This is a genomic window from Aquamicrobium sp. LC103 (genome assembly GCF_001014615.2).
Classification (GTDB): domain Bacteria; phylum Pseudomonadota; class Alphaproteobacteria; order Rhizobiales; family Rhizobiaceae; genus LBCQ02.
The window spans coordinates 121,836-146,912 of sequence record NZ_LBCQ02000006.1 but is presented as its reverse complement, the minus strand read 5'-3'; the positions used below and the strand labels follow the sequence as shown (position 1 = coordinate 146,912).

The following is a 25,077-nucleotide window of genomic DNA, read 5'->3' as shown; positions in this document are numbered from 1 at the left end:
ACGGACGTCAGAGCTTCGTCCAAGCGCCGTTCCTGCGTGAGGATTTCACGCAGGCCTCGATGAAGGCGACGCCCTCGACCCCGTCCGCGACGGTCGGGAAGACGACGTCCTTCGGAACCTTCCCGCCTTTCTTGCGCACCGCGCGGATCGCGCGGGCGGCCTCGGCATAGATGTTGGCGAAGCCTTCGAGATATCCTTCGGGGTGACCCGAAGGGACGCGGGAGACGCGCGCCGCGGCAGGACCCGCGCCGGCGCCGGCACGGGTCATCAGCCGCTTCGGTTCGCCGAAGGGCGTGTACCAGAGATAATTCGGGTCGGCCTGCACCCATTCGAGCCCGCCCTTGGTGCCGAAGACGCGCAGCTTCAACCCGTTCTCGTTGCCGGGCGCGACCTGGCTCGCCCAGAGCATGCCTTTTGCGGGCTGTTCCTTGCCCTTGGGGCGGAAGCGGAGAAGGATATGGGCGTTGTCATCGAGCCTGCGGCCGGGCACGAAGGCGTCGAGATCGGCGGCGAGCGCATCGAGCTCCAGCCCGGTGACGAAGCGCAGGAGGTTGTAGGCGTGGGTGCCGATGTCGCCGGTCGCCCCGCCGGCGCCCGACTGCTTCGGATCGGTCCGCCAGGACGCCTGCTTCGAGCCGGCATCCTCGACCTTCTCGGTCAGCCAGTCCTGCGGATACTCCGCCTGCACCACCCGGATGTCGCCGAGCTGGCCGGCGCGCACCATTTCGCGCGCCTGCCGCACCATCGGATAGCCGGTGTAGTTGTGGGTGAGCACGAAGAGCCTGCCCGAGCTTTCGGCCAGCGCGGCAAGCTTTTTCGCATCGGCAAGCGAGGAGGTGAGCGGCTTGTCGCAGATCACATGGATGCCGGCCTCGAGGAACGCCTTCGCCGCCGGATAGTGCATGTGGTTGGGCGTGACGATGGCGACGGCCTCGATGCCGTCGGGGCGCGCGGCCTCCGCCTTCGCCATCTCCTTGAAGGAGGCGTAGGAGCGCTTCGGATCGAGGCCCAGTTCGGCCGCCGACGCCTTGGCGCGCCCCGGATCGGAGGAAAGCGCTCCCGCCACCAGATCGAACTCGCCGTCGAGGCGCGCGGCGATGCGATGCACCCCGCCTATGAAGGCGCCCTGGCCACCGCCGACCATGCCGTAGCGGATCGGCCCGCCGTTCCTCGAAATGTTCCTGCCGCTGACCATCGCATTCTTCCTCGTATGTCGTCCGCTGTTCAATCGATGCCCATCATCTTCCGCAGGGCGGGCCGGTCGACGCCTGTGCCGGCGAAATCGTCGAACGCCTTCTCGGTGACTTGGATGATCTGGGATGCGATGAAGGGCGCGCCCTCGGCCGCCCCGTCCTCGGCGTTCTTGAGGCAGCATTCCCACTCCAGAACGGCCCAGCGGTCGTAGTCGTACTGGGCGAGCTTGGAGAATATGCCCGTGAAGTCGACATGGCCGTCGCCCAGCGAGCGGAAGCGGCCGGCGCGGTTGAGCCAGCCCTGATAGCCGGAATAGACGCCCTGCCGCCCGTCCGGGTTGAACTCGGCGTCCTTGACGTGGAAGGCCGAAATCCGCTCGTGATAGATGTCGATGAAGGCGAGATAGTCGAGCTGCTGCAGCAGGAAGTGCGACGGATCGTAGTTGATCGTGCACCGCCCGTGGCCACCGACGGCATCCAGGAACATCTCGAAGGTCGCCCCGTCGAACACGTCCTCGCCGGGGTGTATCTCGAAGCCGAGGTCGACGCCGGCTTCGTCATAGGCTTGGAGGATCGGCTTCCAGCGGCGTCCGAGCTCCGCGAACGCCTCCTCGACCAGGCCCGCCGGCCGTTGCGGCCATGGATAGAGATAGGGAAAGGCGAGCGAGCCGGTGAACGAGACCGACGCCTTCAGCCCCAGGCGTTCCGAAGCCTTGGCGGCGAACATCATCTGTTCCACGGCCCATGCCTGCCGCGCCTTCGGGTTGCCGCGCACCTCCTCCGGCGCGAAGCCGTCGAACTGCGCGTCATAGGCGGGATGGACGGCGACGAGCTGCCCCTGGACGTGGGTGGAAAGCTCGGTGACCTCGACGCCGGTTTCGGCGCAGATGCCCGCGATCTCGTCGCAATAGGCCTGCGATTCCGCCGCCTTTTTCAGATCGAACAGGCGCGTTTCCCCGGTCGGGATCTGCACACCCTTGTAGCCGAGATCGGCCGCCCATTTGGTGATCGCCGGCAGGGAGTTGAAGGGAGCCTCGTCCCCCACGAATTGCGCCAGGAATATTCCCGGACCCTTCATCGTCTTCGGCATGACAGTTCTCCTCGTTGGCCTGTAGGCATAGCGTCGGCGGCGGCGAAAACCAATCCCTCGGCTTGTCTCCGGTTTCCCGGGATGCGACAGAACTCCACCCCTCAACACGAACCCGGAGATCGAGAATGAGCGATATCGTGCTTGGCGTTCAGGAGGCGCATGCGCTCGTCGTCAATGCGTTGGTCGCCTCCAACACCGCTCCAGAGAACGCGCGGCTGGTGGCCGACGCCCTGGTCGGCGCCGAGCTTGCGGGGCAGGGTGGCCACGGTCTGCGCCGTGTGCCGGCATACGCCGCGCAGGCGCGCGCGGGCAAGGTCGACGGCCATGCCGTGCCCCGCGCCGACCGTATCCGCCCCGGCGCCGTCCACATCGACGCCGCGCATGGCTTCGCCTATCCGGCGCTGGCGCTCGCGGCGTCGCATCTCGCCGAAATGGCGCCTGTCCAGGGAATCGCGATCGCCGGCATATCGCGTTCGCATCACGCCGGCGTGGCGGGCCTGACGGTCGAGGCGCTTGCCGAACGCGGACTGGTCGCGCTGATGTTCGCGAATTCGCCGCCGTCGATCGCGCCCTGGGGCGGGCGGCGCCCGCTGTTCGGCACCAATCCGATAGCCTTCGCATGTCCGGTCGAGCACGGGGAACCGATCGTCGTCGACGTTTCGCTTTCCAAGGTCGCACGCGGCAGGATCATGGCGGCCAACCAGAAAGGCGAGGCGATCCCCGAAGGTTGGGCACTCGACGCCGACGGCAATCCAACCACCGACGCGAAGGCGGCGTTGGCGGGCACGATGGTCCCGATGGGCGACGCCAAGGGCACCGCGCTCGCGCTGATGGTCGAGCTGCTCGCAGCCGGGTTGACCGGCGCGAATTTCGCCTATGAGCAGTCCTCGTTCTTCGATGCCGAGGGTGCTCCGCCCGGAACCGGGCAGGCGATCGTCGCGATCGATCCGGGCACTTTCGGCGTTGGCGCCCTGGCGCGGTTCGGCGAGATGGCGGGGCTCATCGACGCGATGGAGGGCGCACGGGTTCCAGGCCATCGCCGCAGGGAGATTCGCGAGCGGCTGATGGCCGAGGGCATTGCCGTCGATACTGCGCTTCTGGAGGAGATCGGGAAGTTGGAAACCGTCTAGATCTTTCGAACTCGAACGGCCTGCAAGTTGACCGTCAAGTTGGAATTGTCCAGTCGACAATTTCCGCAAGGGAAGGATGAAGAACCTTGCAAAATGGGGGTTCAGAACGAAATAAAACCGTTTCGCATGCTTGTTTTCTCCACTTGCGCTGCAGTTTCAAGCGGCCATAATCGGGCCACATCTCCTGCGGGAGATCAAAAGAGGAGAACAAGAAAATGCTAAAGAACGCTGTCAAGGCGGCAATGCTTTCCACCGCCCTCGTGGCTGCAGGAGGAGTCTTCGCCGGTTCGGCCTTCGCCGAGGTCGTCTACAATCGTGGGAACGACACCGACCCGACCACGCTCGACCATCACAAGACGTCGACGGTTCCGGAAGGCAACCTGATGCGCGACCTTTATGAAGGTCTCGTCGTCCAGAACAACAAGGCCGAGGTGGTGCCGGGCGTCGCGGAGAGCTGGGAAATCTCGGACGACGGCCTGACCTATACGTTCAAGCTGCGCGAGGACGCGAAATGGTCGAACGGCGACCCGGTGAAGGCGAGCGACTTCGTGTTCGCCTATCAGCGCATCCAGAACCCCGAGACGGCGGCGCCCTATGCCAACATGCTCTATCCGATCGAGAACGCCGAGGCGATCAACAAGGGCGAGAAGGAGCTTTCCGAGCTCGGCGCGAAGGCGGTCGATGACCATACGCTCGAGATCAAGCTCAACGCGCCGACGCCGTATTTCCTCGAGCTGCTGACCCACCAGACCGGGCATCCAATCCACCAGGCCTCGGTCGAGCAGCACGGCACCGATTTCACCAAGCCCGGCAACATGGTGACCAACGGTGCCTACATGCTCGAAAGCTTCACGCCGAACGACAAGATCGTGATGCGCAAGAACCCGCATTTCCACGATGCGGAAAACGTCAAGATCGACGTGGTCAACTTCATTCCGTTCGAGGATCGCGCCACCTGTCTGCGCCGTTTCGAGGCGGGCGAAGTCCTCTCCTGCTCGGACCTGGACAACCAGCAGATGGACTACATGAGGCAGAACCTCGGCGACCAGGTCCATGTCGCGCCCTATCTCGGCACCTACTACCTGCCGGTCAAGGTGAAGAAGGAGAAGCTCGCCGATCCGCGCGTACGTCAGGCGATCTCGATGGCGATTGACCGCGAGTTCCTCGCCGATGAAATCTGGCGCGGCTCGATGCTGCCCGGATGGTCGATGGTGCCGCCCGGCATCTCCAACTACGACAATCCGGTGTTCCTCGAATACAAGGACATGGACATCCTCGACCGCGAGGATGCGGCCAAGAAACTGCTCGAGGAGGCCGGCGTCGCTGAAGGCTCGCTCTCCGTCGAGCTTCGCCACAACACCGGCGAGAACCACAAGAACACCATGACGGCGCTGGCCGACATGCTGAAGAATATCGGCATCAACACCACCATCGTCGAGATGGAGGGCACCGGCTATTTCGACTACATGAAGCAGGACGGCGATTTCGACATGACCCGCGCCGGCTGGATCGGCGATTATTCCGATCCGCAGAACTTCCTGTTCCTGTTCGAGAGCCAGAATCTCGGCTTCAACTATCCCCGCTGGGAGAACGCCGAGTATGACGCGCTGATGCAGAAGGCCGGAACGACCGGCGATTTGAAGGAACGTGGCGAAATCCTGCGCCAGGCCGAGGAACTGCTGCTGAAGGAAGTGCCGATCATTCCGATCCTCTACTACTCCTCCGGCTCGCTGGTCTCGAACAAGCTCAAGGGCTGGGAAGACAATGTGATGAACTTCCACGGCACCCGGTGGATGTCGATCGAGAACTGAGGAAGCTCTGACGGGAGAGCCGTGCGGCACCGCGCGGCTTTCTTCCGCCGTCCATGCGTATAGGCCGATGCGGGCAGGCGGCGTTGCCGGCTCCGCATGGCCGATCTGGAGCCGATCATGTTCGCATATGTGCTCAGGCGTTTTGTCGGCGCGGTGCCGACGCTGTTCATCATCATCACCATCGCGTTCTTCATGATCCGTCTTGCGCCGGGAGGTCCGTTCGACCTCGAAAGGCCGCTCGACCCGCTGATCATGCAGAACCTCGAGCGGGCCTACAATTTCGACAAGCCGCTCTGGCAGCAATATCTCATCTATCTCGGCAATCTCGCCCAGGGCGATCTCGGCCCGAGCTTCACGAGGCGTGACTTCTCCGTCGTCGATCTCTTCCGCACCGGTCTGCCCGTTTCGATCAGGATCGGCAGCCTGGCTCTCAGCCTCGCCCTCGTCATCGGCGTGGTGCTGGGCGCGTGGGCGGCGCTGCGCCAGAACACGTGGGTCGACTACATGGTGGTCGGCACGGCGACCTTCGGGATCACCATACCCACCTTCGTCATCGCGCCCCTGCTCAGCCTCGGCTTCGGCGTCATGATGGGCTGGCTGCCCGCCGGCGGCTGGGGCACCTGGAAGCACATGGTGCTGCCCGTCACCACGCTCGCGCTGCCGCAGATCGCGATCATCGCGCGGCTCACGCGCGGCGCGACGATCGAAGCGCTGCGTTCCAATCATGTGCGAACGGCGCGCGCCTACGGTCTTCCCTCGCATGTCGTCGTCGGGGTGCATGCGCTGCGGGCGGCGATCCTGCCGGTCGTCTCCTATCTCGGCCCCGCCGCCGCCGCGCTGCTGACCGGCTCGGTCGTGGTCGAGACGATCTTCGGCATTCCTGGCATCGGCCGCTATTTCGTGCAGGGCGCGCTCGGACGCGACTACACGTTGGTGATGGGAACCGTCGTGGTGATCGCGGTCTTCGTGATCGTCTTCAATCTCGTCGTCGACATTCTCTATGCGTGGCTCGATCCGCGCGTGCGCTACGATTGAGGAGGCGCGGATGACCGATATCAATCCCGCCATGACTGAAACGCAAATCCCGACGGCGTCCGCCGCTGCCGGGCGGTCGCTGTGGCAGGACGCCTGGCTCAGGCTTCGACGCAACAAGGCGGCGGTGACGAGCGCCTTCGTGCTGCTCTTCATCGCGCTTGCCGGCGTATTCGGGCCGTGGTTCTCGCCGCATCCCTACGACCGCATCTATCCGCAATATGTGCGCGCGCCGGCAAGCCTGGAAGCCTATCCGAAGGAGGACGCCATCGTTCCGGCCTTCGAGAGCGCGGTCGCCCGCGCCCGCATCGAGATGGGCGAGACGGAGGTGGACGGCTCCACGGTCCGCGTTCCCATCTCCGACGGGGAGCCGCTCGATCCGCGCATCGTGCGCTATGTCGACCGCTCCGACCTCTTCTCCAATGCCCGCATCGAGGAGCTGAGCGATGACGGCCGCAGCGGCGTGCTGGCGGCCGATGTCAGCCGCATACGCTTCATATTCGGCACCGACGCCAACGGCCGCGACCTGCTCTCGCGCATCCTGATCGGCATCCGCATCTCGCTGGCGATCGGCGTGCTCGCTTCCGTGATGGCATTGCTGCTCGGCGTCACCTACGGCGCGATCGCGGGCTATCTGGGCGGCCGTATCGACAACGTCATGATGAGAGTGGTGGACATACTCTATTCGCTGCCCTTCATCTTCTTCGTCATCCTGCTGGTCGTCTTCTTCGGGCGAAACTTCGTGCTGATCTTCATCGCCATCGGCTGCACGGAATGGCTCGACATGGCGCGTATCGTGCGCGGTCAGACACTGACGCTGAAACGGCAGGAATTCGTGCAGGCGGCCGAAGCGCTTGGCGTCAACAATGCCGGCATCCTCAAGCGACACATCATTCCCAACACGCTGGGGCCGGTCGTCGTCTTCGTCACGCTGCTGGTGCCGAAGGCGATCCTGCTCGAAAGCCTGCTTTCCTTCCTCGGGCTCGGTGTGCAGGAGCCGCTCACCAGCCTCGGCCTGCTGATCTCCGAAGGCGCGTCCAACATGCGCGGAGCGGCGTGGCTGCTGATCTATCCGGCGGTGACGCTCACCGCGATCCTGTTCGCGCTGAACTTCCTCGGCGACGGGCTCCGCGACGCACTCGATCCGAAGGACCGTTGAGAATGGCGGAAGACAATATCCTCAGCGTTCGCGGCCTGCATGTCGATTTCGAGACCAATGACGGCGTGGTGCATGCGGTCAAGGGCATCGATATCGACGTGAAGCCGGGCGAGACGGTGGCGATCGTCGGCGAATCCGGTTCCGGCAAGAGCCAGACCATGATGGCGATGATGGGTTTGCTCGCATCCAACGGACGCGCGCGCGGCTCTGCCAGATATCGTGACAAAGAGCTGATCGGCTTGCCGGAACGGCAGCTCAACCACGTGCGCGGCGAGAAGATCACCATGATCTTCCAGGAACCGATGACCTCGCTCGACCCGCTTTACCGCATAGGGCGGCAGATCGCCGAGCCGCTGATCCACCATCGCGGCATGAGCCGGTCGCAGGCGCGGGCGCGGGTCATCGAACTGCTCAAGCTCGTCGGTATTCCCGATCCCGAGCGGCGCATCGACGCCTATCCGCACGAAATGTCGGGTGGCCAGCGCCAGCGCGTCATGATCGCCATGGCGCTCGCCAACGACCCCGACATGCTGATCGCCGACGAACCGACGACGGCACTGGACGTCACGATCCAGGCGCAAATCCTCAAGCTTCTCGCCGAGCTGCAGCGTAAGCTCGGCATGGCGATCGTCTTCATCACGCATGATCTCGGCATCGTGCGGCGCTTCGCCGACCGGGTCTATGTGATGCGCTCCGGCGAGGTGGTGGAAAGCGGCGAAACGGAGAGCCTGTTCGCCTCGCCGCGGCATTCCTACACGAAGATGCTGCTCTCGGCCGAGCCGACCGGGCGCAAGGAACCGCCCGTGCCCGATGCGCCGATCCTGCTCGAAGGGCACAATGTCGAGGTTGTCTTCCGCGCCGGCGGCGGCTTCTTCGGTGGGGCGGAGCTGGAGCTGCGCGCGGTCGACCGGATCTCGCTCGCCCTGAGGAAGGGGCAGACGATCGGCATCGTCGGGGAATCCGGCTCCGGCAAGTCGACGCTGGGACGCGCGCTTCTCAGGCTCCTGCCGAGCGAGGGCGCGATCCGCTTCGAGGCTCGCGACATCTCCAACGCCGACAAGGGCGAAATGCGCCCGCTGCGCAAGGAACTGCAACTCGTCTTCCAGGATCCGTTCGGCTCGCTTTCGCCGCGCCTCACCGTCGGCCAGGTCGTGACCGAGGGCTTGCTGGTGCACGAGCCGTCGCTGGGCGCCAGGGAGAGGGACCGCAGGGCGATCGAGGCGCTGAAGGAGGTCGGCCTCGATCCGGTCATGCGCAACCGCTACCCGCACGAGTTCTCCGGCGGCCAGCGCCAGCGCATCGCGATCGCGCGCGCCATGATCCTCAAGCCGAAGGTCGTCGTGCTCGACGAGCCGACATCGGCGCTCGACCGCTCTGTGCAGAAGCAGATCGTCGAACTGTTGCGCGACCTGCAGAAGGCGCACGGCCTGTCATATCTGTTCATCAGCCACGACCTCGCCGTCGTGCGGGCGATGGCCGACTACCTCGTCGTCATGAAGCAGGGGAAGATCGTCGAGGAAGGGCCGACGGAGGAGATTTTCGACAATCCGTCCCATTCCTATACCCAGACGCTGATGGCGGCGGCGGTCGACCAGACGCGTTTCCGCCAGCTCGATTTGCATACCGGCTAGTCGTGCCTCAGATCGTCGTCCTGCTCGACGGTCAGCGGGCGTATGCCGGCAGGGATCGGATCGGCCTTCGGCTCCATCATCGCGGCGGGACGAACGGGCGGTCCACCGGATGCCGCGCAGGCGGCAAGCGGGAGGACGAGCAGGGCGAGAATCGCGGCGGGTCGCAGGATCATCCGAGCCGGATAGGCGGCGCCTGTGGCGGGATGAGGGCGGCGGCCGATGTAGTGGTGCGTCCTTCGAGGCTCGCTTCGCTCGCGCCTCAGGATGAGGGAGGTTGTGGATCAAGACCGTTGGTTGTGGTTTCGAAAGTTACTCTCCTTTGTCCCGCGATGCGCCTTCGAGCCCACCGGCTTGTGGGTGAATAGCCCATTTCCTCATCCCGAGGTGCGTCCTGCGAGGTTCGCTGCGCTCGCGCCTCAGGATGAGGGAAGCCGAGGATCGGGCCCGTGAGGTTGTGGGTTCGAAAGTCGCTCTCCTTTGTCCCACGATGCGCCTTTGAGCCCACCTGCTTGTGGGTGAATACGCCAACCTCCCCGAGGTGCGTCCTTCGAGGCTCGCTGCGCTCGCGCCTCAGGATGAGGGAAGCCGAGAATCTAGCCCCGTGAGGTTGTGGGTTCGAAAGTCGCTCTCCTTTGTCCCGCGATGCGCCTTCGAGCCCACCGTCCTGTGGCTGAATAGCCCAACCTCCCTCATCCTGAGGTGCGAGCGCAGCGAGCCTCGAAGGACGCACGTCCCATAAAAAATCCGCGCCGAAGCGGCGCGGATTTGAATGCTGGCGTGATCGTTGCGATCAGAACGGATAGTGGCGCGGGCCGTTCTGGATCGTGATCCAGCGCAGTTCGGTGAACTCGGCGATCGCCGCCTTGCCGCCGAAGCGGCCGTAACCGGAAGCCTTCACGCCGCCGAAGGGCATCTGCGCCTCGTCATGCACGGTCGGGCCGTTGATGTGGCAGATGCCGCTCTCGATGCGGCCGGCGACTTCCATGGCGCGCGAGATGTCGCGGCTGAAGACGGCGGCGGAGAGCCCGTATTCGCTGTCGTTGGCGACGCGGATCGCCTCTTCCACGCCGGAAACGCGGATGACCGAAACGATCGGGCCGAAGGATTCCTCCGAATAGACGCGCATGGCCGAGGTGACGCGATCGATGACGGTCGCCTGCATGACGGTCTCGTCGGCGTCGCCGCCGGCCGCGACCGTCGCGCCCTTCGACTTCGCGTCCTCGACCAATTCGGCGATGCGACGCACCGCCTCGACGTTGACCACGGAGCCGAGGATCGTGCCGGCCTCGGTGGGTTTGCCGGCCTTCAGCGTCCTGGCCTTGGCGGCGAGCCTGGAAACGAACTCGTCGGCGACCTTTTCGTCGACGATGAGGCGTTCGGTCGACATGCAGATCTGGCCCTGATTCATGAAGGCGCCGAAGGCGGCGGCGTCGACCGCCGCGTCGATATCGGCATCGTCGAGCACCAGCAGCGGGGCCTTGCCGCCGAGCTCCAGCAGCGCCGGCTTCAGATGGCGGGCGGCCGTCTCGGCGATGACGCGGCCGACACGGGTCGAGCCGGTGAAGTTGACGCGGCGCACGGCGGGATGCGCGATGAGGGCGTTGACGATCTCGGGCGCGTCGTCGGGCGCGTTGGTGATGAAGTTGACGACGCCGGAGGGAACACCGGCCTCCTTGAGCACCTCGGCGATGAGCTGGTGCGTCGCCGGGCAGAGCTCGGAGGCCTTCAGCACCACCGTGTTGCCGCAGGCGAGCGGCATGGCGATCGAGCGCACGCCGAGGATGACTGGCGCATTCCACGGCGCGATCGCCAGGATGACGCCGACCGGCTGACGGATGCCCATGGCGAAGCTTCCCGGCACGTCGGAAGGAATGACCTCGCCGGAAATCTGCGTCGTCATCGACGCCGCCTCGCGCAGCATGTTGGCGGCGAGATGCGCGTTGAAACCGGCCCAGCCGGGCGTCGCGCCGGTCTCGGCCGCCATGCGGGCGATGAAGTCCGGGGTGCGCGCCTCCAGAAGGTCGGCGGCCTTCAAGAGGTATTTGCGGCGTTCGCCGGGACCGGTCTTCGACCACGCGGGGAACGCGGCCGCCGCGGCGGAAGCGGCCGCGTGGGCGTCTGCCACGGTGGCGGCCGCCGCCTTGGTGGCTTCCGCTTTCGTCAGCGGGTCCATGCGGTTGAAGACGGCGCCGTCGCTGGCATCGCGATACTGATTGTCGATCAGGAGCTGGACGTTGAACATAGGCGTTTTCCTTTCCCTTTCAGAGGCCGAGATAGGCGCGTTGCACGGCGGGATCGGCACTGAGTTCGGCCGCCGTGCCCTGGCCGACGATTCGGCCGTTTTCGAGGAGATAGGCGTGCTGCGCGATTCTGAGGCTGGCACGCGTGTTCTGCTCGACGAGAATGATCCCGGTGCCGGCCGCCGCGATGTCGCCGAGGATCGAGAAGAGCGATTGCGTCACCACCGGCGCGAGACCGAGCGAGGGCTCGTCGAGCAGGACGAAGTCGGGTGACGACATCAGCGCGCGGCCGATCGCCAGCATCTGCTGCTCGCCGCCGCTCATCGTGCGCGCCATCTGCGCGCGCCGTTCCTTGAGCCGCGGAAACATGTCGAGCACGCGCGCGAGCCGGTCCGCCTCGCCCTGACGGGCGCGCTTGGCGAAGGCGCCGAGCTGCAGGTTCTCCGCCACCGAGAGGTCGCCGAAAAGGCCGCGGCCTTCCGGCACGAGCGCCAGCCCCGCCTCGACGATCTCGTGCGGACGCAGCCTCGAAATGTCCTTGCCGCCGAGCGTGACGGAGGTCTCGCGCGACTTCGGCACCAACCCGGCGAGCGCCTTGAGCAGGCTGGACTTGCCGGCGCCGTTGGAGCCGAGGATGGCGACGATCTCGCCGGGCGCCGCGACGATGGATACGTCGCGCAGCGCTTGATGCTTGCCATAGGCGACGGAGAGGGCGGAAACCTCAAGCATGCTCGTCTCCGAGATAGGCACTGACGACGGCCGGGTCGGCCATGACGTCGCCCGTGGAGCCCTCGGCGATGATCGCGCCGGCATTCATGACGACGCACCTGCCGCACAGCGAGCGGATCGCCGCCATGACATGCTCGACCATGATCACCGTAACGCCGTCCTCACCGAGCGAGCGGATCAGCGAGACGCCGCCTTCCAGCTCGGTCTGGTTCAGCCCGGCGAGCCATTCGTCGAGGAGCAGAAGGCGCGGCTTGAGGCCGAGCGCGCGGGCAAGCTCCAGCCGCTTCTGGTCGATATAGGTCATGTCGGCCGCCGGCGTCTGCGCGCGGCCGGCGAGCCCGACGCGCTCCAAGAGCCGGTCGGCCTCGTCCTCTGCAGCGCTCCCCCAGAGCGGGGACTTGCGAAAGGCAAGCCCGGCCATGACGTTTTCGCGCGCGTTCATCTCGCCAACGACGCGGACGAGCTGGAAGGTACGCGCGACGCCATCACGGGCGATGAGATGCGGCCTGCGCCCGGCGATCTCGGTGTTCTCGAAGGCGATACCGCCGGCATCCGGCCTCAGATTGCCGGAGATCAGGTTCATCATCGTCGTCTTGCCGGAGCCGTTGGGGCCGAGCAGGCCGAGGATTTCACCCGCTTTCACCACGAAGCTCGCCTCGCGCACGGCCGTCAGGCCGCCGAAGCGCTTGGTGACGCCGCTGACTTGGAGAAGCGTGCTCATCGTGCTTCCTCTACGGATTTGCCGTCGCGCCGCGACCAGGCGCGCAGGCTGGAAACCGCGCCGGCCACGCCTTGCGGCAGGAGATAGACGATAAGCATGAAGACGATGCCGAGGATGAGGATGAAGTAGTTCGGAAAATTCGCATTGAGATATTCGAAGAGCAGCGTCATCGGGATGACGCCTAGGACCGGCCCCCATAGCCGCTGCACGCCGCCCAGCAACGCCATGATCACGGCCTGGAACGAGACCTGCGGATTGAAGGCGATCGCCGGGTCGATATAGGTCCAGCGCGGCGCCATGATCGCGCCGGTCAGCGTCATGAACAGCGCGCTCAAGACGAAGAGCGCGACCTTTGCGTGGGTGGTGTCGATGCCGACGTGGCGCGCGACCGTCTCGTCGCCGCCGATGATGCGCAGCGCGAAGCCGAGGCGCGAACGGCCGATCAGATAGCCGACGAGGAACAGGATCGCGGCGAGAGCGAGAAGCTGCCAGTAGATCGTCTGCTGGTCGATGTCGAGGAAGACGTAGCGGCCGACGGTGCGGGTGATCTTGACCTCGTACCAGGTGACGAGCTGCTTGATCAGCTCGGTCAGGCCGAAGGTGAAGATGACGAAATAGATGCCCGCCAGGCGCAGCGTGGAGAGCCCGACGACGAGGGCGAGCAGCATGCCGTTGATCGCGGCGACCAGCATCACCAGCGGCCAGGGCAGGACCTCGCCGAGCACGGCGACCGTATAGGCGCCGACGCCGAAGAAGGCGACCGTGGCGAGCGAGATGTAGCGCGTCGGGCCCGAGAACAGTGCCCAGGCGGTCGCGAGGATCGTGTAGCTGGCGATGCCGATGGCGAGCGCCAGGCCGTAGCCGTCTACATAGAAGGGAACGAAGGCGAGGGCGGCAAACAGGATGGCTCCCGCGCCGATCACGAATGCAGGCGAATTCTTCATTTTGCCGTTCCGAAAAGACCGCCGGGCCGTACGAGAAGGACGGCGAGGAAGACGGCGTAGGTGACCGCGATGGTGAGGCCGGGATCGACGAAGGTGGCGACGAAGGATTCCACCAGTCCGAGGATGATGCCAGCCGCAAGCGCGCCGGCGACGTTGCCGACGCCGCCCATGATGACCACGATCAGCGCCTTCATGGTGAAGACGACGCCGATATTAGCGTTGAAGGTGAGGAACATGGAGACGAGCACGCCGCCGGTGACCGCGATCGCGCCGCCGAGCGCGAAGGCGAGGGCCGCCGCCCAGCGCACGTCGACCGCGACAAGTCCCGCCGCGATCGGATCGACGGCGACGGCGCGCAGCGCGACGCCGGTGCGGGTGCGCATCAGGAAGAAATAGCACGCGGCGCCGAAGAGCACCGCGAAGCCGAGCACGACCAGCCGGTTGGCGGCGATGGTGGTGCCAAGGATCTGCACCGGCGTGTTGAAATAGGAATAGCTCGTGTAGTTGCCGCCGAAGAACACCAGCATCAGCCCCTGCACGATGAACAACAGGCCGAAGGTGGACAGGATGCTGTCGGCCTCCAGCGCTTCGCGCGAACGGGCGCGACGCACCAGCGGGGTCAGGAGGATGCCGTAGACCAGATAGGAAACCGCGAAGCCGGCCGGCACGATGATCAGGAGGCTGACGAGGGGCGAGAGGCCGCCCGATGTGAACAGCAGGAAGGCGACGAAGGAAGCCGCGATGACGAACTCGCCATAGGCAAGGTTCATGATGCGCGAGACGCCGTATTGCAGGGTCAGGCCCATGGCGACGAGGGCATACATGCCGCCCATGGTCAGGCCGGAGAGAATGGCATTGGTCAGCATAGCGGGATCCGCCGGAGCGTTCCTTCGTGTATTCGAGATAAACGTGTCCCGCGAGGATGCGCGCGGGACACGGAGTTCAGTCGCCCCTTACTGGGCGGCCGGCCATTCCGGCTTCGGGAAGACCAGTTCGCCGGAGCCCTCCTTGTCGGTCGGCACGAGGCCGACGAACTCGCCGTCCTGCCACTGGCCGACGGTGAAGATGTTCGGCACCTGGCGGTTCTCGTTGTCGAAGGAGATGTTGCCGAGCACGGTGTCGAAGGTGCCGGTGCGCAGCACCTCGCTGACTTTCTCCTTGTCCAGCGTGCCGGACTGCTCGATCGACTGCTGCAGTGCCTGCAGGCCAGCATAGGTCATGAAGCTCGCCCAGCGGTCGGGCTCCTTGCCGGTGACTTCCTTGTGCTTGGCGATGTAGGCCTTGACCTTCTCGTCGTTCGGATCGATGCCGCCGAGGCTCACCACCCCGTTCGCCGCGTCCTTGAACCGGTCCTTGTAGAGGGGGAAGGCGGTCGCGACGCCGGTGTAGAAGATCTTCGGGTTGAAGCCGAGCACGCGCGCCTGGTCGGTCAGGCCGAGCGTGTCCGGCGGATAGGAGAAGGCGATGAAGACGTCGGGGTTCAGCGCCTTGACCTCGTTGACGATGGGCGCGAGATCCTGCGTGCCGAGCGGGTAGGTCTGGTCGTAGACCAGCTTGAAGCCGTTCTCCTGCAGCGCCGTGCGGCCGGCGGTGGAAAGCTCGATGCCGAAGCCGTCGGCGATCGACGCCATCGCCACTTCGTCGCCGATCTTGCCTTCCTCGCGCAGCTTGACGAGCAGGTCGACGAAGCCTTCCGCGTAGGAGCCGCCGGTGCCGAGCAGCCAATAGGAATTCGGCCAGCGCTTGGCGAGGTCGGGCGCGCGATCGGTGACCGAGGTGCCGGCGATCTGCGGATAGCCGTATTTGTCGAAGATCGGACCGACGGCGAGGTTGTTGCCGGTGCCCCACGGCGTCAGGATGAAGTCGACCTTGTCCTGGGTAGCGAGGCGCTCGACCGCGCGCACCGCTTCCTCCGAGCTCGAGCGGTCGTCATATTCCACGACCTCGATCTTCAGCTTCTGGTCGCCGACCTGGATGCCGCCGGCCTCGTTGATCTCGTGCACCCACAATTCGTAGTTCGGGATGGTCGAAGTGGTCGCGCCGCCGGCGTTGGCGCCCGTCTTCGAGACGACGTAGCCGATGCGGACCGATTCCTGCGAGAGGGCGGGCGAGGCCGCGATCAACGCAAGCGAAGCCGCGCACAGGGCGTAGCTCAGGCGTAATTTCGATAGGTTTTTCATGCAATCCTCCCAAATTTATTTTTCTTCACCCAGGCAGAACGAAGAAAAGCAAATCAACGCGGCCAAGGCTTCAGGCCAACTCTCCGAATAGTCCCGGCGTTTTTTCTTGCAACAGAACATACGCGGCACGTTTGTGCCGATGCGTCTTTTACCGATTTGCGGCAGTTGCTCTGATTGCCGCTGCATCTGAACGCTATAATTTTGATCTCGGTGCTGTAAAGTTGGTCGAATTGTCAATTTCGGATTAAAAATTGCCAATTTAAGAATATTCTTATATGAATCGCCCATGCAGGTCTCCCACCTTTCCGTTCTCGCCTATGCCGACGCGGTCGTGCCCAATTTCGCGCCGAGCGAGTGGCGACTGGATTCAGCGCGCTATGGCGGACACAGCCATGTGCTCGCCCTGTCGGAAGGGCGCGGCGCCGTCACGCTGTCCAAGGGCCAGTTGCGGCTGGAGGCCCCGGCCTTCTGCTGGATGCCGGCGGGCGCGGCGCAATCGCTGCGGCTCGAACCGGGCTCGGGCGGATATGTGCTGTCCTTCTCGGAGAATCTGGTGTCGCTCTCGATAGGGCGAAGCGGCAATTCAGCGGCGCTTCGCACCACCGCGGACCGATTGGTCCATGCCGCACGCACGGGCGGCGGGGTCGGCATGAATGCGCTCGCCATGGCCGCCGAGACCATTCATCGCGAGGTGCGTGAGCCGAGGGAGAATGGCGCCGAGCTGCTTGCCGCCTGTGTCACGATCATCCTCGTCAACGCGCAGCGCCTCTCCGACTATCATCCGCTCTCACAGGGCAACGATCGCACTGCGCCGCAATTGCTCCAGCGCTTCCTGCAGGCCGTGGAGATACATTTCCGCGAGCAGTTTCCGATCCGCCGCTATGCGAGCGAGCTCGGCGTGACAGAGCGGCGGCTGCACGACACGGTCGTCAAGTCGACGGGCAGGAGCCCGCTCGCGCTCGTCCATGCGCGCATGCTGGAGGAGGCCCGGACCCGCGTCGAGGAATCGGCGCTGCCGATCGCGCAGATCGGCTACGGCCTCGGCTTTCGCGACCCGGCGCATTTCACGCGCTTCTTCCGCAAGGCGACCGGTGTTTCTCCGCGCACCCACCGGATGCAGGCGAGGGACAGCCGCCGGGAGCGCGAGAGCTTCGCCTCGTGGCCGTAAGGCGTCACCGGATCACGCGGCCGGAAAGACACTGCCTCTGTTGATCTGGACGAAGCCGCGGTCGCTTGCACGCACCGGCGTTTCCGGCGGCACGTCGATCTCGAGCGACTGTCCGGCATCGGTATCTGCAAGCACCCGCCGCCCGTCGGGCCGATCGATGACGCGTGTGACGACCGCCGGCATGCCCGAACCCGAATTGGTCCAGCCGAGATCGGCGGGGCGGACATAGATCTCCGCCGGGCCTTCCGGGCAGGAGGGCGCGTCGAGCGCTACGTCGCCGATCCTGGCGATTCCGGCCTCCACCTGCGCCGGCAGGCGATAGGCATCGCCGAGAAAATGCATGACGAAGCTGGAATTCGGACGACGGCAGACCTCCTCGGGTGTGCCCTGCTGCACGATTCTGCCTTCGTTGAGGATGACGACGCGATCCGCGAGGTCGAGCGCCTCCTCCTGGTCGTGCGTCACGAAGATCGTGGTGATGCCGAGCTCGCCGTGGATTTCGCGCAGCCAGCGCCGGAGGTCGCGGCGCACATTGGCATCGAGCGCGCCGAAGGGCTCGTCGAGCAGGAGCACCTTGGGGTCGACGGCGAGCGCCCGCGCAAGCGCCACGCGCTGTCGCTGTCCGCCGGATATCTGCGTCGGGAAGCGGTCGCCCAATCCTTCCAGCCTGACGAGGCGCAACAGCTCGGCGACGCGCGCATCGATCTCTTGGCGCGCTCTCCTCACCTTGGAGACCTTCATGCCGAAGGCTATGTTCTGCGCCACCGTCATATGCGGGAAGAGCGCGTAGTGCTGGAAGACGAAGCCGACGCCGCGGTCGCGCACCGGAATATCGGTGGCGTCCTGATCGCCGAAGTGGATGTGACCGCCATCGGCGAATTCGAGGCCGGCGACCATGCGCAGAATCGTCGTCTTTCCCGACCCCGAAGGCCCGAGCAGCGCGACGAGCTCGCCGCTTTCGATGTCGAGCGAAACGTCGCGCACCGCGCGGAAGGTTTCGAAGGTCTTGACCACGTTTTCGAGACGGATCTTCATTGGGGTTTCTCCGCGGGAATTGCGTTGGGTGCTGCGAGCGCGGGGCGGCCGCCGCGGCCGGCTCCCTGGCGCTCGAGCAGCACCTTGGCGATGATGGTGAATATGGCGAGCACGGTGAGGATGGAGGCAGCCGCGAATGCGCCGACCGTGTTGTAGTCGTGATAGAGCAGCTCGACATGCAGCGGCAGCGTGTTGGTCTGGCCGCGAATGTTGCCCGACACGACCGAGACGGCGCCGAACTCGCCCATCACCCTCGCATTGCAAAGCACGACGCCGTAGAGCAGCGCCCAGCGGATGTTGGGAAGCGTGACCGAGAAGAAGGTGCGCCAGCCGGACGCGCCGAGCGAGGTCGCCGCCTCCTCGAGGTCGCGCCCCTGCGCCTGCATCAGCGGGATCAACTCGCGGGCGACGAAGGGAGCGGTGACGAACATCGAGGCGAGCACGATGCCGGGGAGCGCGAACAATATCTTGATGTCCGCGTCCTGCAGCGCCTGGCCGAACAGTCCTTGCAATCCGTAGACGAAGAGATAGGCGACGCCCGCGACGATCGGCGAGATGGAGAATGGAATCTCAGCGACGATCAGCAACAGCCGGCGGCCGGGGAAGTCGAATTTCGTGATCGCCCAGGCGGCCGCTATGCCGAAGACGGTGTTGACGGGAACCGCGATCAAGGCCGTAAGCACAGTCAGCAGGATGGCATGCCGGGTGTCGGGTGCGGTGATGGTTTCCGCGAAATAGCTGAAACCCAGCGAAAAGGCCTGCGTGAGGATCACGACGAGCGGCGCGAGCACCAGCACGGCGCCGATCGCGAGAACGGCGGTGATGAGGGTGCGGCGAACGGCGGGGCTGTCGCCGACGCGGGGAGGGCGGTTTCGCGCGGGAGCCGTCATCAGTTCCTCACCGTGTAGCGCAGGGCGCGCGATTGCAGCAGGTTGGTGACGGCGAGCATGACGAAGGCGGTGATCAGCAGCACCGAGGCGATGGCGGCCGCCGCCTGGTAGTCGTATTCCTCGAGGCGGATGAAGGCGAGCAGCGCCGTGATCTCCGTCGACATCGGCTGGTTGCCGGCGATGAAGATGATGGCGCCGAATTCGCCGAGGCTGCGGGCGAAGGATAGCGAGACGCCGGCCAGAAGCGCCGGCACCAGAAGCGGCAGGATCACGCGCGAGAAGATCGAGGTGTCGGTGCCGCCGAGCGTCTGGGCGGCTTCCTCCAGCGCCGGGTCGAGATCCTCCAGCACCGGCTGCACCGTGCGGACCACGAAGGGCAGGCTGGTGAAGGCCATCGCGATCATGATGCCGAGCGGCGTATACGCGACCTTGATGCCGATCTCGCCGAGGATCGAGCCGAACCAGCCGTTGGGCGCGAAGAGCGTAGTGAGCGCTATGCCTGCAACGGCCGTCGGCAGCGCGAAGGGCAGATCCACTATGGCGTCGACGAAGCGCTTGCCCGGAAATTCGTAGCGCACGAGAACCCAGGCGAGCGCCAGCCCGAACAAAAGGTTGAATATGGTCGCAACGAAGGCGGAAAGGACGGTGACGCGGTAGCTGGCGACCGCGCGCGCCGATGAGACGATGCGCCAATAGTCTTCCGGGCCGAGGCTCGCGGCCTTGAAGACCAGCGCCGCCAGCGGCAGCACCACGATCAGCCCGACATAAAACAATGTGATCCCGAGCGACAAGGGCAGCCCGGGCAATACGCGGCGTCTCACGATCACAGACCTTTCCGTAGTCACGAATATGGCCGGCGGGTCATCCCCTGCCGGCCATCAAAACCATTGGCGTGACGACGTCAACGCTCGCCGTAGATCTGGTCGAGCAGACCTCCGGCAGCGAAGTGCTCCTCCTGGACCTTGTCCCAGCCGCCGAACACGTCCTCGACGGTGACGAGACGAACTTCGGGGAACTGGTCCTTGAACTCGGCGGCGACCGTTTCATCGTTCACGCGGTGGCCGTGCTCGGCCGCGATCTTCTGGCCTTCGGGCGTATAGAGGAAGTCGAGATAGGATTTCGCGAGATCGCGGGAGCCGCGCTTGTCGACGACGCGATCGACGATCGCGACGGGGAACTCGGCGAGCAGGCTGACGGAAGGCGTGACGACCTCGAACTTGTCCTCGCCGAACTCCTTGGCGATGCCGCGCGTCTCCGCCTCGAAGGTGATCAGCACGTCGCCGATCTCGCGCTCCACGAAGGTGGTGGTGGCGGCGCGTCCGCCGGTGTCGAAGACCGGAACGTTGTCGAACAGCTTATCGATGAACTCCTTCACCTTGGCCTCGTCATTGCCGAAGGCTTCCCGGGCATAGGCGGTCGCCGCCAGATAGGTGTAGCGCGCGTTGCCGGAGGTCTTCGGGTTCGGGAAGATCACCTGGACGTCGTCGCGGACGAGATCGCTCCAGTCCTTGATGTTCTTGGGATTGCCGGTGCGCACCAGGAAGGAGGGCAGCGAATAGAAGGGCGACGACTGGTTGGCGAAGTCTTTCTGCCAATCCTCCGAGACGAAGCCGTTCTTGACCAGGAAGTCGATGTCGGTGACCTGGTTGAAGGTCACCACGTCCGCCTCGAGCCCCTCCGCGATGGCGCGGGCCTGGCGCGAGGTGCCGGCGTGCGACTGGTCGATGGTCACGCCGGCGTGCTGGGCCGCGTAGGCCTCGTTGACGGAGACGAACAATTCGCGCGCGACGTCGTAGGAAGCGTTGAGAAGCTTGTTCGGCGACTGGGCGTTCGCGGGGCCGGCGAGGATGGCGGCAAGCGCCGCGCCGATCAGTATGAGGCGTTTCATGAAAGTCTCCCTGAGACGAAGCTGCATCTGGCCGCGAAAATAGAGGCTATCGCATTGCGAACAGAGATAAGGCGCTTCTGCCTCAAGGAAAGAATTGGAATATGAAACTCAATCCAGCCTGAACGGAGGAATCGAATTCTCCCATTCGCCTATAAGGCACTATCCATTAGGAAAACATCGAATTCAGTCGTCGTTCGCGGCGTTGAGGTCTTCTGGCCGCAGGCCCTCCTGCGGCTGCCGGACATGCAGGCGAACGCCCGGACCGCCATTGACGGCCTCGCCGTTTGCGAGAAACACGACGTTCTGCTTCTCCAAGGCCGCCCGCAGCGCCAGCATCGTCACCACCCGCGGCGAGCGAGCGCCTCTCTCGAAGTCGACTATCGTGCGAAGCGCGACCTGCGAGGCGCCGGCAAGCCTCTCGCGCGACCATTCAATGAGAGCCCGCGCGGCCCTGCATTGTGCCGGAGTGATCAGTGAATTGCTCATCACTGAAATATAGTGTTTTCATGTAATATTGCAATATTCATGCATATATTGGCGCTACCTAAACGCTTCGCGGCAGGGAGGAATTGAACGGGACAGTGGTGCCATGCCGACCAGGTTCCGCCGCACCTCGGGTATTTCACCGAGGTCAAGACGATCGCGGGGCGATAAGCCCCTTGAGAAGATTGACAGCGCCGGCGCCGGCGCGCGTTTTTTCGCGGGGCGCCGGAAATATGGGGAATGGCCACAGGCCGATCAGTCGGTTTCCTTGCTCCCATCGGAAGGCGAGGTGTGCTGCCGCTCGTATGGGCCGCGCGTCACCTTTGGCGGATCGCTTGCGGGAAAAGTGTCCTCCAGTTCGCGGGTCAGCTCCTCGTCCGCCTCGCGCTTCAGGCGCTCGGCTTCCGTCTCGCTCGGCTTCTTCTTTTCCGTGGTCATGATAGATCCTCCGGTCGGATTGCCGCATCGGTCGTTCCAGCCTGGAATGTAGCATGGTTTTTGCCGCGTCCCTTGCCATTTCCGGCGCCGCTTCCATCATATTAGGTCGGCACCGCGGTCAGGGCCGCGACGTTGCTTCGAGGAGCCGACGCTGTAGAGTGCGTTGCTCAACCTGAAGCTGAAGTCCCGTCCGACGAGTCCCGGACGTCCCAAACCCGACATCGAGGCCTTTTGACCAAGGAAGCCATCTACAGGATTGACGGGATCACCAAGGTCTACCGCACCGGCGAGGTCGAGGTGCACGCCCTGCGTGGCGTGGATCTCGAGATCGACAGCGGCGAGTTCATCGTCCTCCTGGGGCCGTCCGGCAGCGGCAAGTCCACACTCGTCAACATTCTCGGCGGGCTCGACACGGCGACCGAAGGCAAGGTCTTCTTCCGCGACGAGGAGATAACGGGTTTCGGCGAAGGGGAATTGACGAAATACCGCCGCGACCATGTCGGCTTCGTCTTCCAGTTCTACAACCTCGTGCCGAGCCTCACCGCGACCGAGAACGTATCGCTCGTGACCGAGATTGCCCGCGATCCGATGGACCCTGCCGAAGCGCTGGAAATTGCTGGGCTGCCGCGCGAGCGGCACGATCATTTTCCCGCGCAGCTCTCCGGCGGCGAGCAGCAGCGCGTGGCGATCGCGCGCGCCATCGCCAAGAAGCCGGAGGTGCTTCTGTGCGACGAGCCGACGGGCGCGCTCGATTCCAAGACCGGCATACGCGTGCTGGAGGCGCTCGCCTCGGTCAACAAGGATCTCGGCACCACCGTGCTCGTCATCACGCACAATGCAGCGGTCGGAAAGATGGCCGACCGGGTGATCCATTTCGCCGACGGGCAGGTCGCGCGCATCGACGAGAACGAGACGCGGGAGGCTCCGGCCTCCATCGCCTGGTAAGAAGCGATGAGCGTGCTCGACCGCAAGCTGATCCGCGATCTCATCCGGCTCTGGGCACAGGTCGGCGCGATCGCGCTGGTGATGGCGGCGGGCGTGATGACTCTGGTCATCGCGGTCGGGGCGCAGCGTTCCCTGTTCGAGACGCGCGAGGCCTATTACGAGCGCAACGCCTTCGCCGACGTTTTCGCCACCGCCACGCGCGCGCCGATGCGCCTGCGCGACGAGATCGCCGCCCTGCCGGGCGTCGCGGCGGTGGAGACGCGCATCCAGGAAAACGCCGTCCTCGACATAGAGGGGATGTCGGAGCCGGCGACCGGTCTGCTGGTCTCGATCCCCGACGACGGCGAGCAGGTGCTGAACCGACTCCACATGCGGCTGGGGCGCCTGCCGGAGCCCGGGCATCCCGACGAGGTGGTGGTCAACGAGCCTTTCGCCAACGCTCACGGCTTCGAGCCGGGCGATACGTTCGGCGCGGTCATAAACGGTCGCAAGCGTCAGCTCTCGATCGTCGGCGTGGCGCTGTCGCCGGAGTTCATCTACGCGCTCGGCGCATTCGACCTGATGCCCGACGACAGGCGTTTCGGCGTCGTCTGGATGTCGCAGAGCGCGCTCGCCGCGGCCTTCGACCTCGAAGGCGCGTTCTCGTCCGTCGCCGTCAAGTTGCTGCGCGACCAGTCGCCGGGTGAAGTGATCGACGAGATCGATCGCCTGCTCGAACCCTATGGCGGCAGCGGCGCGCATGATCGCGAGGATCAGCAGAGCCACGCCTTCCTCGATGCGGAACTGACCCAGCTCCAGGCGATGAGCTATGTCCTGCCGCCGATCTTCCTGCTGGTCGCGGGCTTCCTCGTCAACATGATCCTGTCACGGCTGATCGCGCTCGAACGCGAGCAGATCGGGCTGATGAAGGCGGTCGGCTATTCCGGCCTCGGCGTCGCCTGGCACTATGTCAAGCTCGTCATCGTCATCGCCCTTCTCGGCGTCCTCATAGGGATTGCCGCCGGCACGCTCCTCGGCCAGGGGCTGACCCGGCTCTACGGCGAGTTTTTCCATTTCCCCTTCCTCATCTTCCGCACCAATATCGACGTGTATGTGATCGCCGTGGTGGTTTCGGTGACGGCCGCGCTTCTCGGTGCGATCCGCTCGGTTCGCGCCGCCGCGGCCCTGCCGCCGGCGGTCGCCATGCGGCCGCCCACGCCGGTGCAATACAGGAAGCTCTGGCAGGGCGGCGTGCCACTCCTGCGGCATTTGCCGCAGACGACGGTGATGATCGGCCGCAACATCTCGCGCCGACCGGTGCGCTCGCTGTTCACCAGTCTGGGCATGGCGCTCGCGGTTGCGATGCTGGTCGGATCGCTGTTCTCGCTCGACGCCATCGAGGAGATGATCGACATCACCTTCTTCGGCGCGGAACGCCAGCATGCGACGATCAGTTTCGTCCACAAGCTGCCGGTCGAGGCTTTCCACGAGGTCGAGAGGCTTCCCGGCGTGCTGACGGCGGAGCCTGCGCGCGTCATCGCGGCACGCTTCCGCAACGGCCATCTGGAGCGGATCGTGCCGATCACCGGCAAGCCGGCAGGATCGGAGCTTTCGCGTCTCCTCGACACCGACGGGCACGAAGTGGCGATGCCGGAGGAAGGCATCGTGCTCACCAGCGCGCTCGCCAATATCTTGAACATCGGCCGTGGCGAATTCGTCGAGATCGAGCTGATGGAAGATCGCAAGGAGACGGTCCGGCAGCCGGTCTCGGCGATCGTGGAAAGCTATGTCGGGCTCGGCAGCTACATGGACATTTTGGCGGCCAACCGGCTGATGCGCGAGGGGCCGCTGATCACGGCCGTGCATGTGACCATCGACGCCAATCTCACCGACGAGCTTTACGAGGCCGTCAAGAACCTGCCGCAGGTCGGCTCGATCACGCTGCAGCGCGCCTCGGTGGCGAAATTCCGCGAAACCATGGCCGAAAACATCGTCATGATGGTGGTGATCTACGTCGCGCTCGGCGGCATCATCGCCTTCGGCGTCGTCTACAACGGCGCGCGCATCCAGCTTTCGGAGCAGGGGCGCGAGCTGGCGAGCCTGCGCGTGCTCGGCTTCACCCGGGCAGAGGTGTCGTGGATACTGCTCGGCGAATTCGCCCTGCTGACGCTTGCCGCGCTGCCGATCGGCTGGGCGCTGGGCTACGCCATGGCCTTCGCCATGGCGCAAGGGCTGCAGACCGAGCTGTTCCGCATCCCGCTCATCATCAATCCTTCCACCTATGGCTGGGCGAGCATCGTCGTGCTGGTCGCCTCGGCGCTGTCTTCCCTGATCGTCCGGCGACGCATCGACCGCCTCGACCTCATAGAAGTGCTCAAGACAAGAGAGTGA

At 64.9% G+C, this 25,077-nt stretch carries 24 protein-coding genes; 8 read left to right on the top strand and 16 right to left on the bottom strand.

The window, feature by feature from the left end:
* Positions 1–7: 7 nt before the first annotated feature.
* Together XW59_RS13325 and XW59_RS13320 are read right to left on the bottom strand one after the other, a co-directional pair.
* Positions 8–1,195, bottom strand: a complete 1,188-nt coding sequence (locus tag XW59_RS13325; RefSeq protein ID WP_047145829.1) for a Gfo/Idh/MocA family oxidoreductase — start codon at positions 1,193–1,195, stop codon at positions 8–10.
* A 29-nt stretch (positions 1,196–1,224) separates the two neighbouring features.
* Positions 1,225–2,283 (bottom strand): sugar phosphate isomerase/epimerase, encoded by a 1,059-nt coding sequence (locus XW59_RS13320; protein WP_047145828.1) that lies wholly within the window; start codon positions 2,281–2,283, stop codon positions 1,225–1,227.
* A 125-nt stretch (positions 2,284–2,408) separates the two neighbouring features.
* Between XW59_RS13320 and XW59_RS13315 the strand changes: the two genes are divergently transcribed.
* The 5 genes from XW59_RS13315 to XW59_RS13295 all read left to right on the top strand — a co-directional run bounded on the left by XW59_RS13315 (position 2,409) and on the right by XW59_RS13295 (position 9,046).
* A complete protein-coding gene (locus tag XW59_RS13315) occupies positions 2,409–3,413 on the top strand; it encodes an Ldh family oxidoreductase (RefSeq protein ID WP_047145827.1) in 1,005 nt (334 codons plus the stop codon).
* Between the two features lie 242 nt (positions 3,414–3,655).
* Entirely contained in the window at positions 3,656–5,224 is a 1,569-nt protein-coding gene (locus tag XW59_RS13310) for a peptide ABC transporter substrate-binding protein (RefSeq protein ID WP_246666094.1), read from the top strand.
* Between the two features lie 117 nt (positions 5,225–5,341).
* Positions 5,342–6,259 carry an ABC transporter permease subunit gene (locus XW59_RS13305; RefSeq protein WP_047146034.1) on the top strand — a complete coding sequence of 306 codons (918 nt, stop codon included), beginning with the start codon at positions 5,342–5,344 and terminating at the stop codon, positions 6,257–6,259.
* 31 nt (positions 6,260–6,290) lie between these two features.
* On the top strand, positions 6,291–7,415 hold the full coding sequence (locus XW59_RS13300; protein ID WP_047146033.1) for an ABC transporter permease subunit: 1,125 nt from the start codon (positions 6,291–6,293) through the stop codon (positions 7,413–7,415).
* A gap of 2 nt (positions 7,416–7,417) precedes the next feature.
* Positions 7,418–9,046, top strand: a complete 1,629-nt coding sequence (locus tag XW59_RS13295) for an ABC transporter ATP-binding protein (RefSeq protein ID WP_047145825.1) — start codon at positions 7,418–7,420, stop codon at positions 9,044–9,046.
* On the opposite strand, the gene XW59_RS29355 is transcribed toward XW59_RS13295, so the two are convergent.
* The 8 genes from XW59_RS29355 to XW59_RS13260 form a co-directional block, all read right to left on the bottom strand.
* Entirely contained in the window at positions 9,043–9,219 is a 177-nt protein-coding gene (locus XW59_RS29355) for a hypothetical protein (protein WP_170990148.1), read from the bottom strand. The two genes, XW59_RS13295 and XW59_RS29355, sit on opposite strands and share 4 nt — an antisense overlap.
* 617 nt (positions 9,220–9,836) lie before the next feature.
* A complete protein-coding gene (locus XW59_RS13290; RefSeq protein ID WP_047145824.1) occupies positions 9,837–11,288 on the bottom strand; it encodes an aldehyde dehydrogenase in 1,452 nt (483 codons plus the stop codon).
* A gap of 19 nt (positions 11,289–11,307) precedes the next feature.
* Complete coding sequence (locus XW59_RS13285; protein WP_047145823.1) at positions 11,308–12,015, bottom strand: ABC transporter ATP-binding protein; 708 nt, start codon at positions 12,013–12,015, stop codon at positions 11,308–11,310.
* A complete protein-coding gene (locus XW59_RS13280; protein ID WP_047145822.1) occupies positions 12,008–12,736 on the bottom strand; it encodes an ABC transporter ATP-binding protein in 729 nt (242 codons plus the stop codon). The genes XW59_RS13285 and XW59_RS13280 overlap by 8 nt, the downstream gene beginning before the upstream one ends.
* Positions 12,733–13,680, bottom strand: coding sequence for a branched-chain amino acid ABC transporter permease (locus XW59_RS13275; RefSeq protein ID WP_047145821.1), 948 nt, complete (start codon positions 13,678–13,680; stop codon positions 12,733–12,735). Before XW59_RS13275 ends, XW59_RS13280 begins: the two co-directional genes overlap by 4 nt.
* On the bottom strand, positions 13,677–14,546 hold the full coding sequence (locus XW59_RS13270) for a branched-chain amino acid ABC transporter permease (RefSeq protein WP_047145820.1): 870 nt from the start codon (positions 14,544–14,546) through the stop codon (positions 13,677–13,679). Before XW59_RS13270 ends, XW59_RS13275 begins: the two co-directional genes overlap by 4 nt.
* Positions 14,547–14,633: 87 nt before the next feature.
* Positions 14,634–15,860, bottom strand: coding sequence for an amino acid ABC transporter substrate-binding protein (locus XW59_RS13265; protein WP_052958157.1), 1,227 nt, complete (start codon positions 15,858–15,860; stop codon positions 14,634–14,636).
* Between the two features lie 15 nt (positions 15,861–15,875).
* Complete coding sequence (locus tag XW59_RS13260) at positions 15,876–16,148, bottom strand: hypothetical protein (protein ID WP_136068221.1); 273 nt, start codon at positions 16,146–16,148, stop codon at positions 15,876–15,878.
* Between XW59_RS13260 and XW59_RS13255 the strand changes: the two genes are divergently transcribed.
* Positions 16,147–17,028 (top strand): helix-turn-helix domain-containing protein, encoded by an 882-nt coding sequence (locus XW59_RS13255; protein WP_052958156.1) that lies wholly within the window; start codon positions 16,147–16,149, stop codon positions 17,026–17,028. The genes XW59_RS13260 and XW59_RS13255 overlap by 2 nt on opposite strands.
* A gap of 12 nt (positions 17,029–17,040) precedes the next feature.
* Here XW59_RS13255 and XW59_RS13250 read toward each other — a convergent pair whose 3' ends face one another.
* The 6 genes from XW59_RS13250 to XW59_RS13225 all read right to left on the bottom strand — a co-directional run bounded on the left by XW59_RS13250 (position 17,041) and on the right by XW59_RS13225 (position 21,762).
* The gene (locus tag XW59_RS13250) at positions 17,041–18,063 is read right to left on the bottom strand and encodes a sulfate/molybdate ABC transporter ATP-binding protein (RefSeq protein ID WP_047145819.1); all 1,023 of its coding nucleotides are present in this window, start codon (positions 18,061–18,063) and stop codon (positions 17,041–17,043) included.
* Entirely contained in the window at positions 18,060–18,953 is an 894-nt protein-coding gene (cysW, locus tag XW59_RS13245; protein ID WP_047145818.1) for a sulfate ABC transporter permease subunit CysW, read from the bottom strand. The genes XW59_RS13250 and cysW overlap by 4 nt, the downstream gene beginning before the upstream one ends.
* Positions 18,953–19,774: a sulfate ABC transporter permease subunit CysT gene (gene cysT, locus XW59_RS13240; protein WP_047146030.1), complete on the bottom strand. Its 822-nt coding sequence runs from the start codon at positions 19,772–19,774 to the stop codon at positions 18,953–18,955. Before cysT ends, cysW begins: the two co-directional genes overlap by 1 nt.
* A gap of 80 nt (positions 19,775–19,854) precedes the next feature.
* Complete coding sequence (locus XW59_RS13235; RefSeq protein ID WP_047146029.1) at positions 19,855–20,841, bottom strand: sulfate ABC transporter substrate-binding protein; 987 nt, start codon at positions 20,839–20,841, stop codon at positions 19,855–19,857.
* 183 nt (positions 20,842–21,024) lie between these two features.
* Positions 21,025–21,327, bottom strand: a complete 303-nt coding sequence (locus XW59_RS13230; RefSeq protein ID WP_052958155.1) for a helix-turn-helix transcriptional regulator — start codon at positions 21,325–21,327, stop codon at positions 21,025–21,027.
* Positions 21,328–21,579: 252 nt separating this feature from the next.
* Positions 21,580–21,762 carry a hypothetical protein gene (locus tag XW59_RS13225; protein WP_047145817.1) on the bottom strand — a complete coding sequence of 61 codons (183 nt, stop codon included), beginning with the start codon at positions 21,760–21,762 and terminating at the stop codon, positions 21,580–21,582.
* A gap of 231 nt (positions 21,763–21,993) precedes the next feature.
* Between XW59_RS13225 and XW59_RS13220 the strand changes: the two genes are divergently transcribed.
* Both XW59_RS13220 and XW59_RS13215 read left to right on the top strand, forming a co-directional pair.
* On the top strand, positions 21,994–22,707 hold the full coding sequence (locus tag XW59_RS13220; protein ID WP_047145816.1) for an ABC transporter ATP-binding protein: 714 nt from the start codon (positions 21,994–21,996) through the stop codon (positions 22,705–22,707).
* A gap of 6 nt (positions 22,708–22,713) precedes the next feature.
* Complete coding sequence (locus XW59_RS13215; RefSeq protein ID WP_047145815.1) at positions 22,714–25,077, top strand: ABC transporter permease; 2,364 nt, start codon at positions 22,714–22,716, stop codon at positions 25,075–25,077.

Bases quoted from the DNA above. Each gene is read 5' to 3' on its own strand.
- XW59_RS13265 (WP_052958157.1), bottom strand. From the start codon at position 15,860: ATGAAAAACCTATCGAAATTACGCCTGAGCTACGCCCTGTGCGCGGCT.
- XW59_RS13305 (WP_047146034.1), top strand. From the start codon at position 5,342: ATGTTCGCATATGTGCTCAGGCGTTTTGTCGGCGCGGTGCCGACGCTG.
- XW59_RS13320 (WP_047145828.1), bottom strand. From the start codon at position 2,283: ATGCCGAAGACGATGAAGGGTCCGGGAATATTCCTGGCGCAATTCGTG.
- XW59_RS13290 (WP_047145824.1), bottom strand. From the start codon at position 11,288: ATGTTCAACGTCCAGCTCCTGATCGACAATCAGTATCGCGATGCCAGC.
- XW59_RS13275 (WP_047145821.1), bottom strand. From the start codon at position 13,680: ATGAAGAATTCGCCTGCATTCGTGATCGGCGCGGGAGCCATCCTGTTT.
- XW59_RS13285 (WP_047145823.1), bottom strand. From the start codon at position 12,015: ATGCTTGAGGTTTCCGCCCTCTCCGTCGCCTATGGCAAGCATCAAGCG.
- XW59_RS13280 (WP_047145822.1), bottom strand. From the start codon at position 12,736: ATGAGCACGCTTCTCCAAGTCAGCGGCGTCACCAAGCGCTTCGGCGGC.
- XW59_RS13315 (WP_047145827.1), top strand. From the start codon at position 2,409: ATGAGCGATATCGTGCTTGGCGTTCAGGAGGCGCATGCGCTCGTCGTC.
- XW59_RS13295 (WP_047145825.1), top strand. From the start codon at position 7,418: ATGGCGGAAGACAATATCCTCAGCGTTCGCGGCCTGCATGTCGATTTC.
- XW59_RS29355 (WP_170990148.1), bottom strand. From the start codon at position 9,219: ATGATCCTGCGACCCGCCGCGATTCTCGCCCTGCTCGTCCTCCCGCTT.
- XW59_RS13225 (WP_047145817.1), bottom strand. From the start codon at position 21,762: ATGACCACGGAAAAGAAGAAGCCGAGCGAGACGGAAGCCGAGCGCCTG.
- XW59_RS13230 (WP_052958155.1), bottom strand. From the start codon at position 21,327: ATGAGCAATTCACTGATCACTCCGGCACAATGCAGGGCCGCGCGGGCT.
- XW59_RS13250 (WP_047145819.1), bottom strand. From the start codon at position 18,063: ATGAAGATCCGTCTCGAAAACGTGGTCAAGACCTTCGAAACCTTCCGC.
- XW59_RS13270 (WP_047145820.1), bottom strand. From the start codon at position 14,546: ATGCTGACCAATGCCATTCTCTCCGGCCTGACCATGGGCGGCATGTAT.
- XW59_RS13325 (WP_047145829.1), bottom strand. From the start codon at position 1,195: ATGGTCAGCGGCAGGAACATTTCGAGGAACGGCGGGCCGATCCGCTAC.
- XW59_RS13235 (WP_047146029.1), bottom strand. From the start codon at position 20,841: ATGAAACGCCTCATACTGATCGGCGCGGCGCTTGCCGCCATCCTCGCC.
- XW59_RS13300 (WP_047146033.1), top strand. From the start codon at position 6,291: ATGACTGAAACGCAAATCCCGACGGCGTCCGCCGCTGCCGGGCGGTCG.
- XW59_RS13310 (WP_246666094.1), top strand. From the start codon at position 3,656: ATGCTTTCCACCGCCCTCGTGGCTGCAGGAGGAGTCTTCGCCGGTTCG.
- XW59_RS13255 (WP_052958156.1), top strand. From the start codon at position 16,147: ATGCAGGTCTCCCACCTTTCCGTTCTCGCCTATGCCGACGCGGTCGTG.
- XW59_RS13260 (WP_136068221.1), bottom strand. From the start codon at position 16,148: ATGGGCGATTCATATAAGAATATTCTTAAATTGGCAATTTTTAATCCG.
- XW59_RS13215 (WP_047145815.1), top strand. From the start codon at position 22,714: ATGAGCGTGCTCGACCGCAAGCTGATCCGCGATCTCATCCGGCTCTGG.
- cysW (WP_047145818.1), bottom strand. From the start codon at position 18,953: ATGACGGCTCCCGCGCGAAACCGCCCTCCCCGCGTCGGCGACAGCCCC.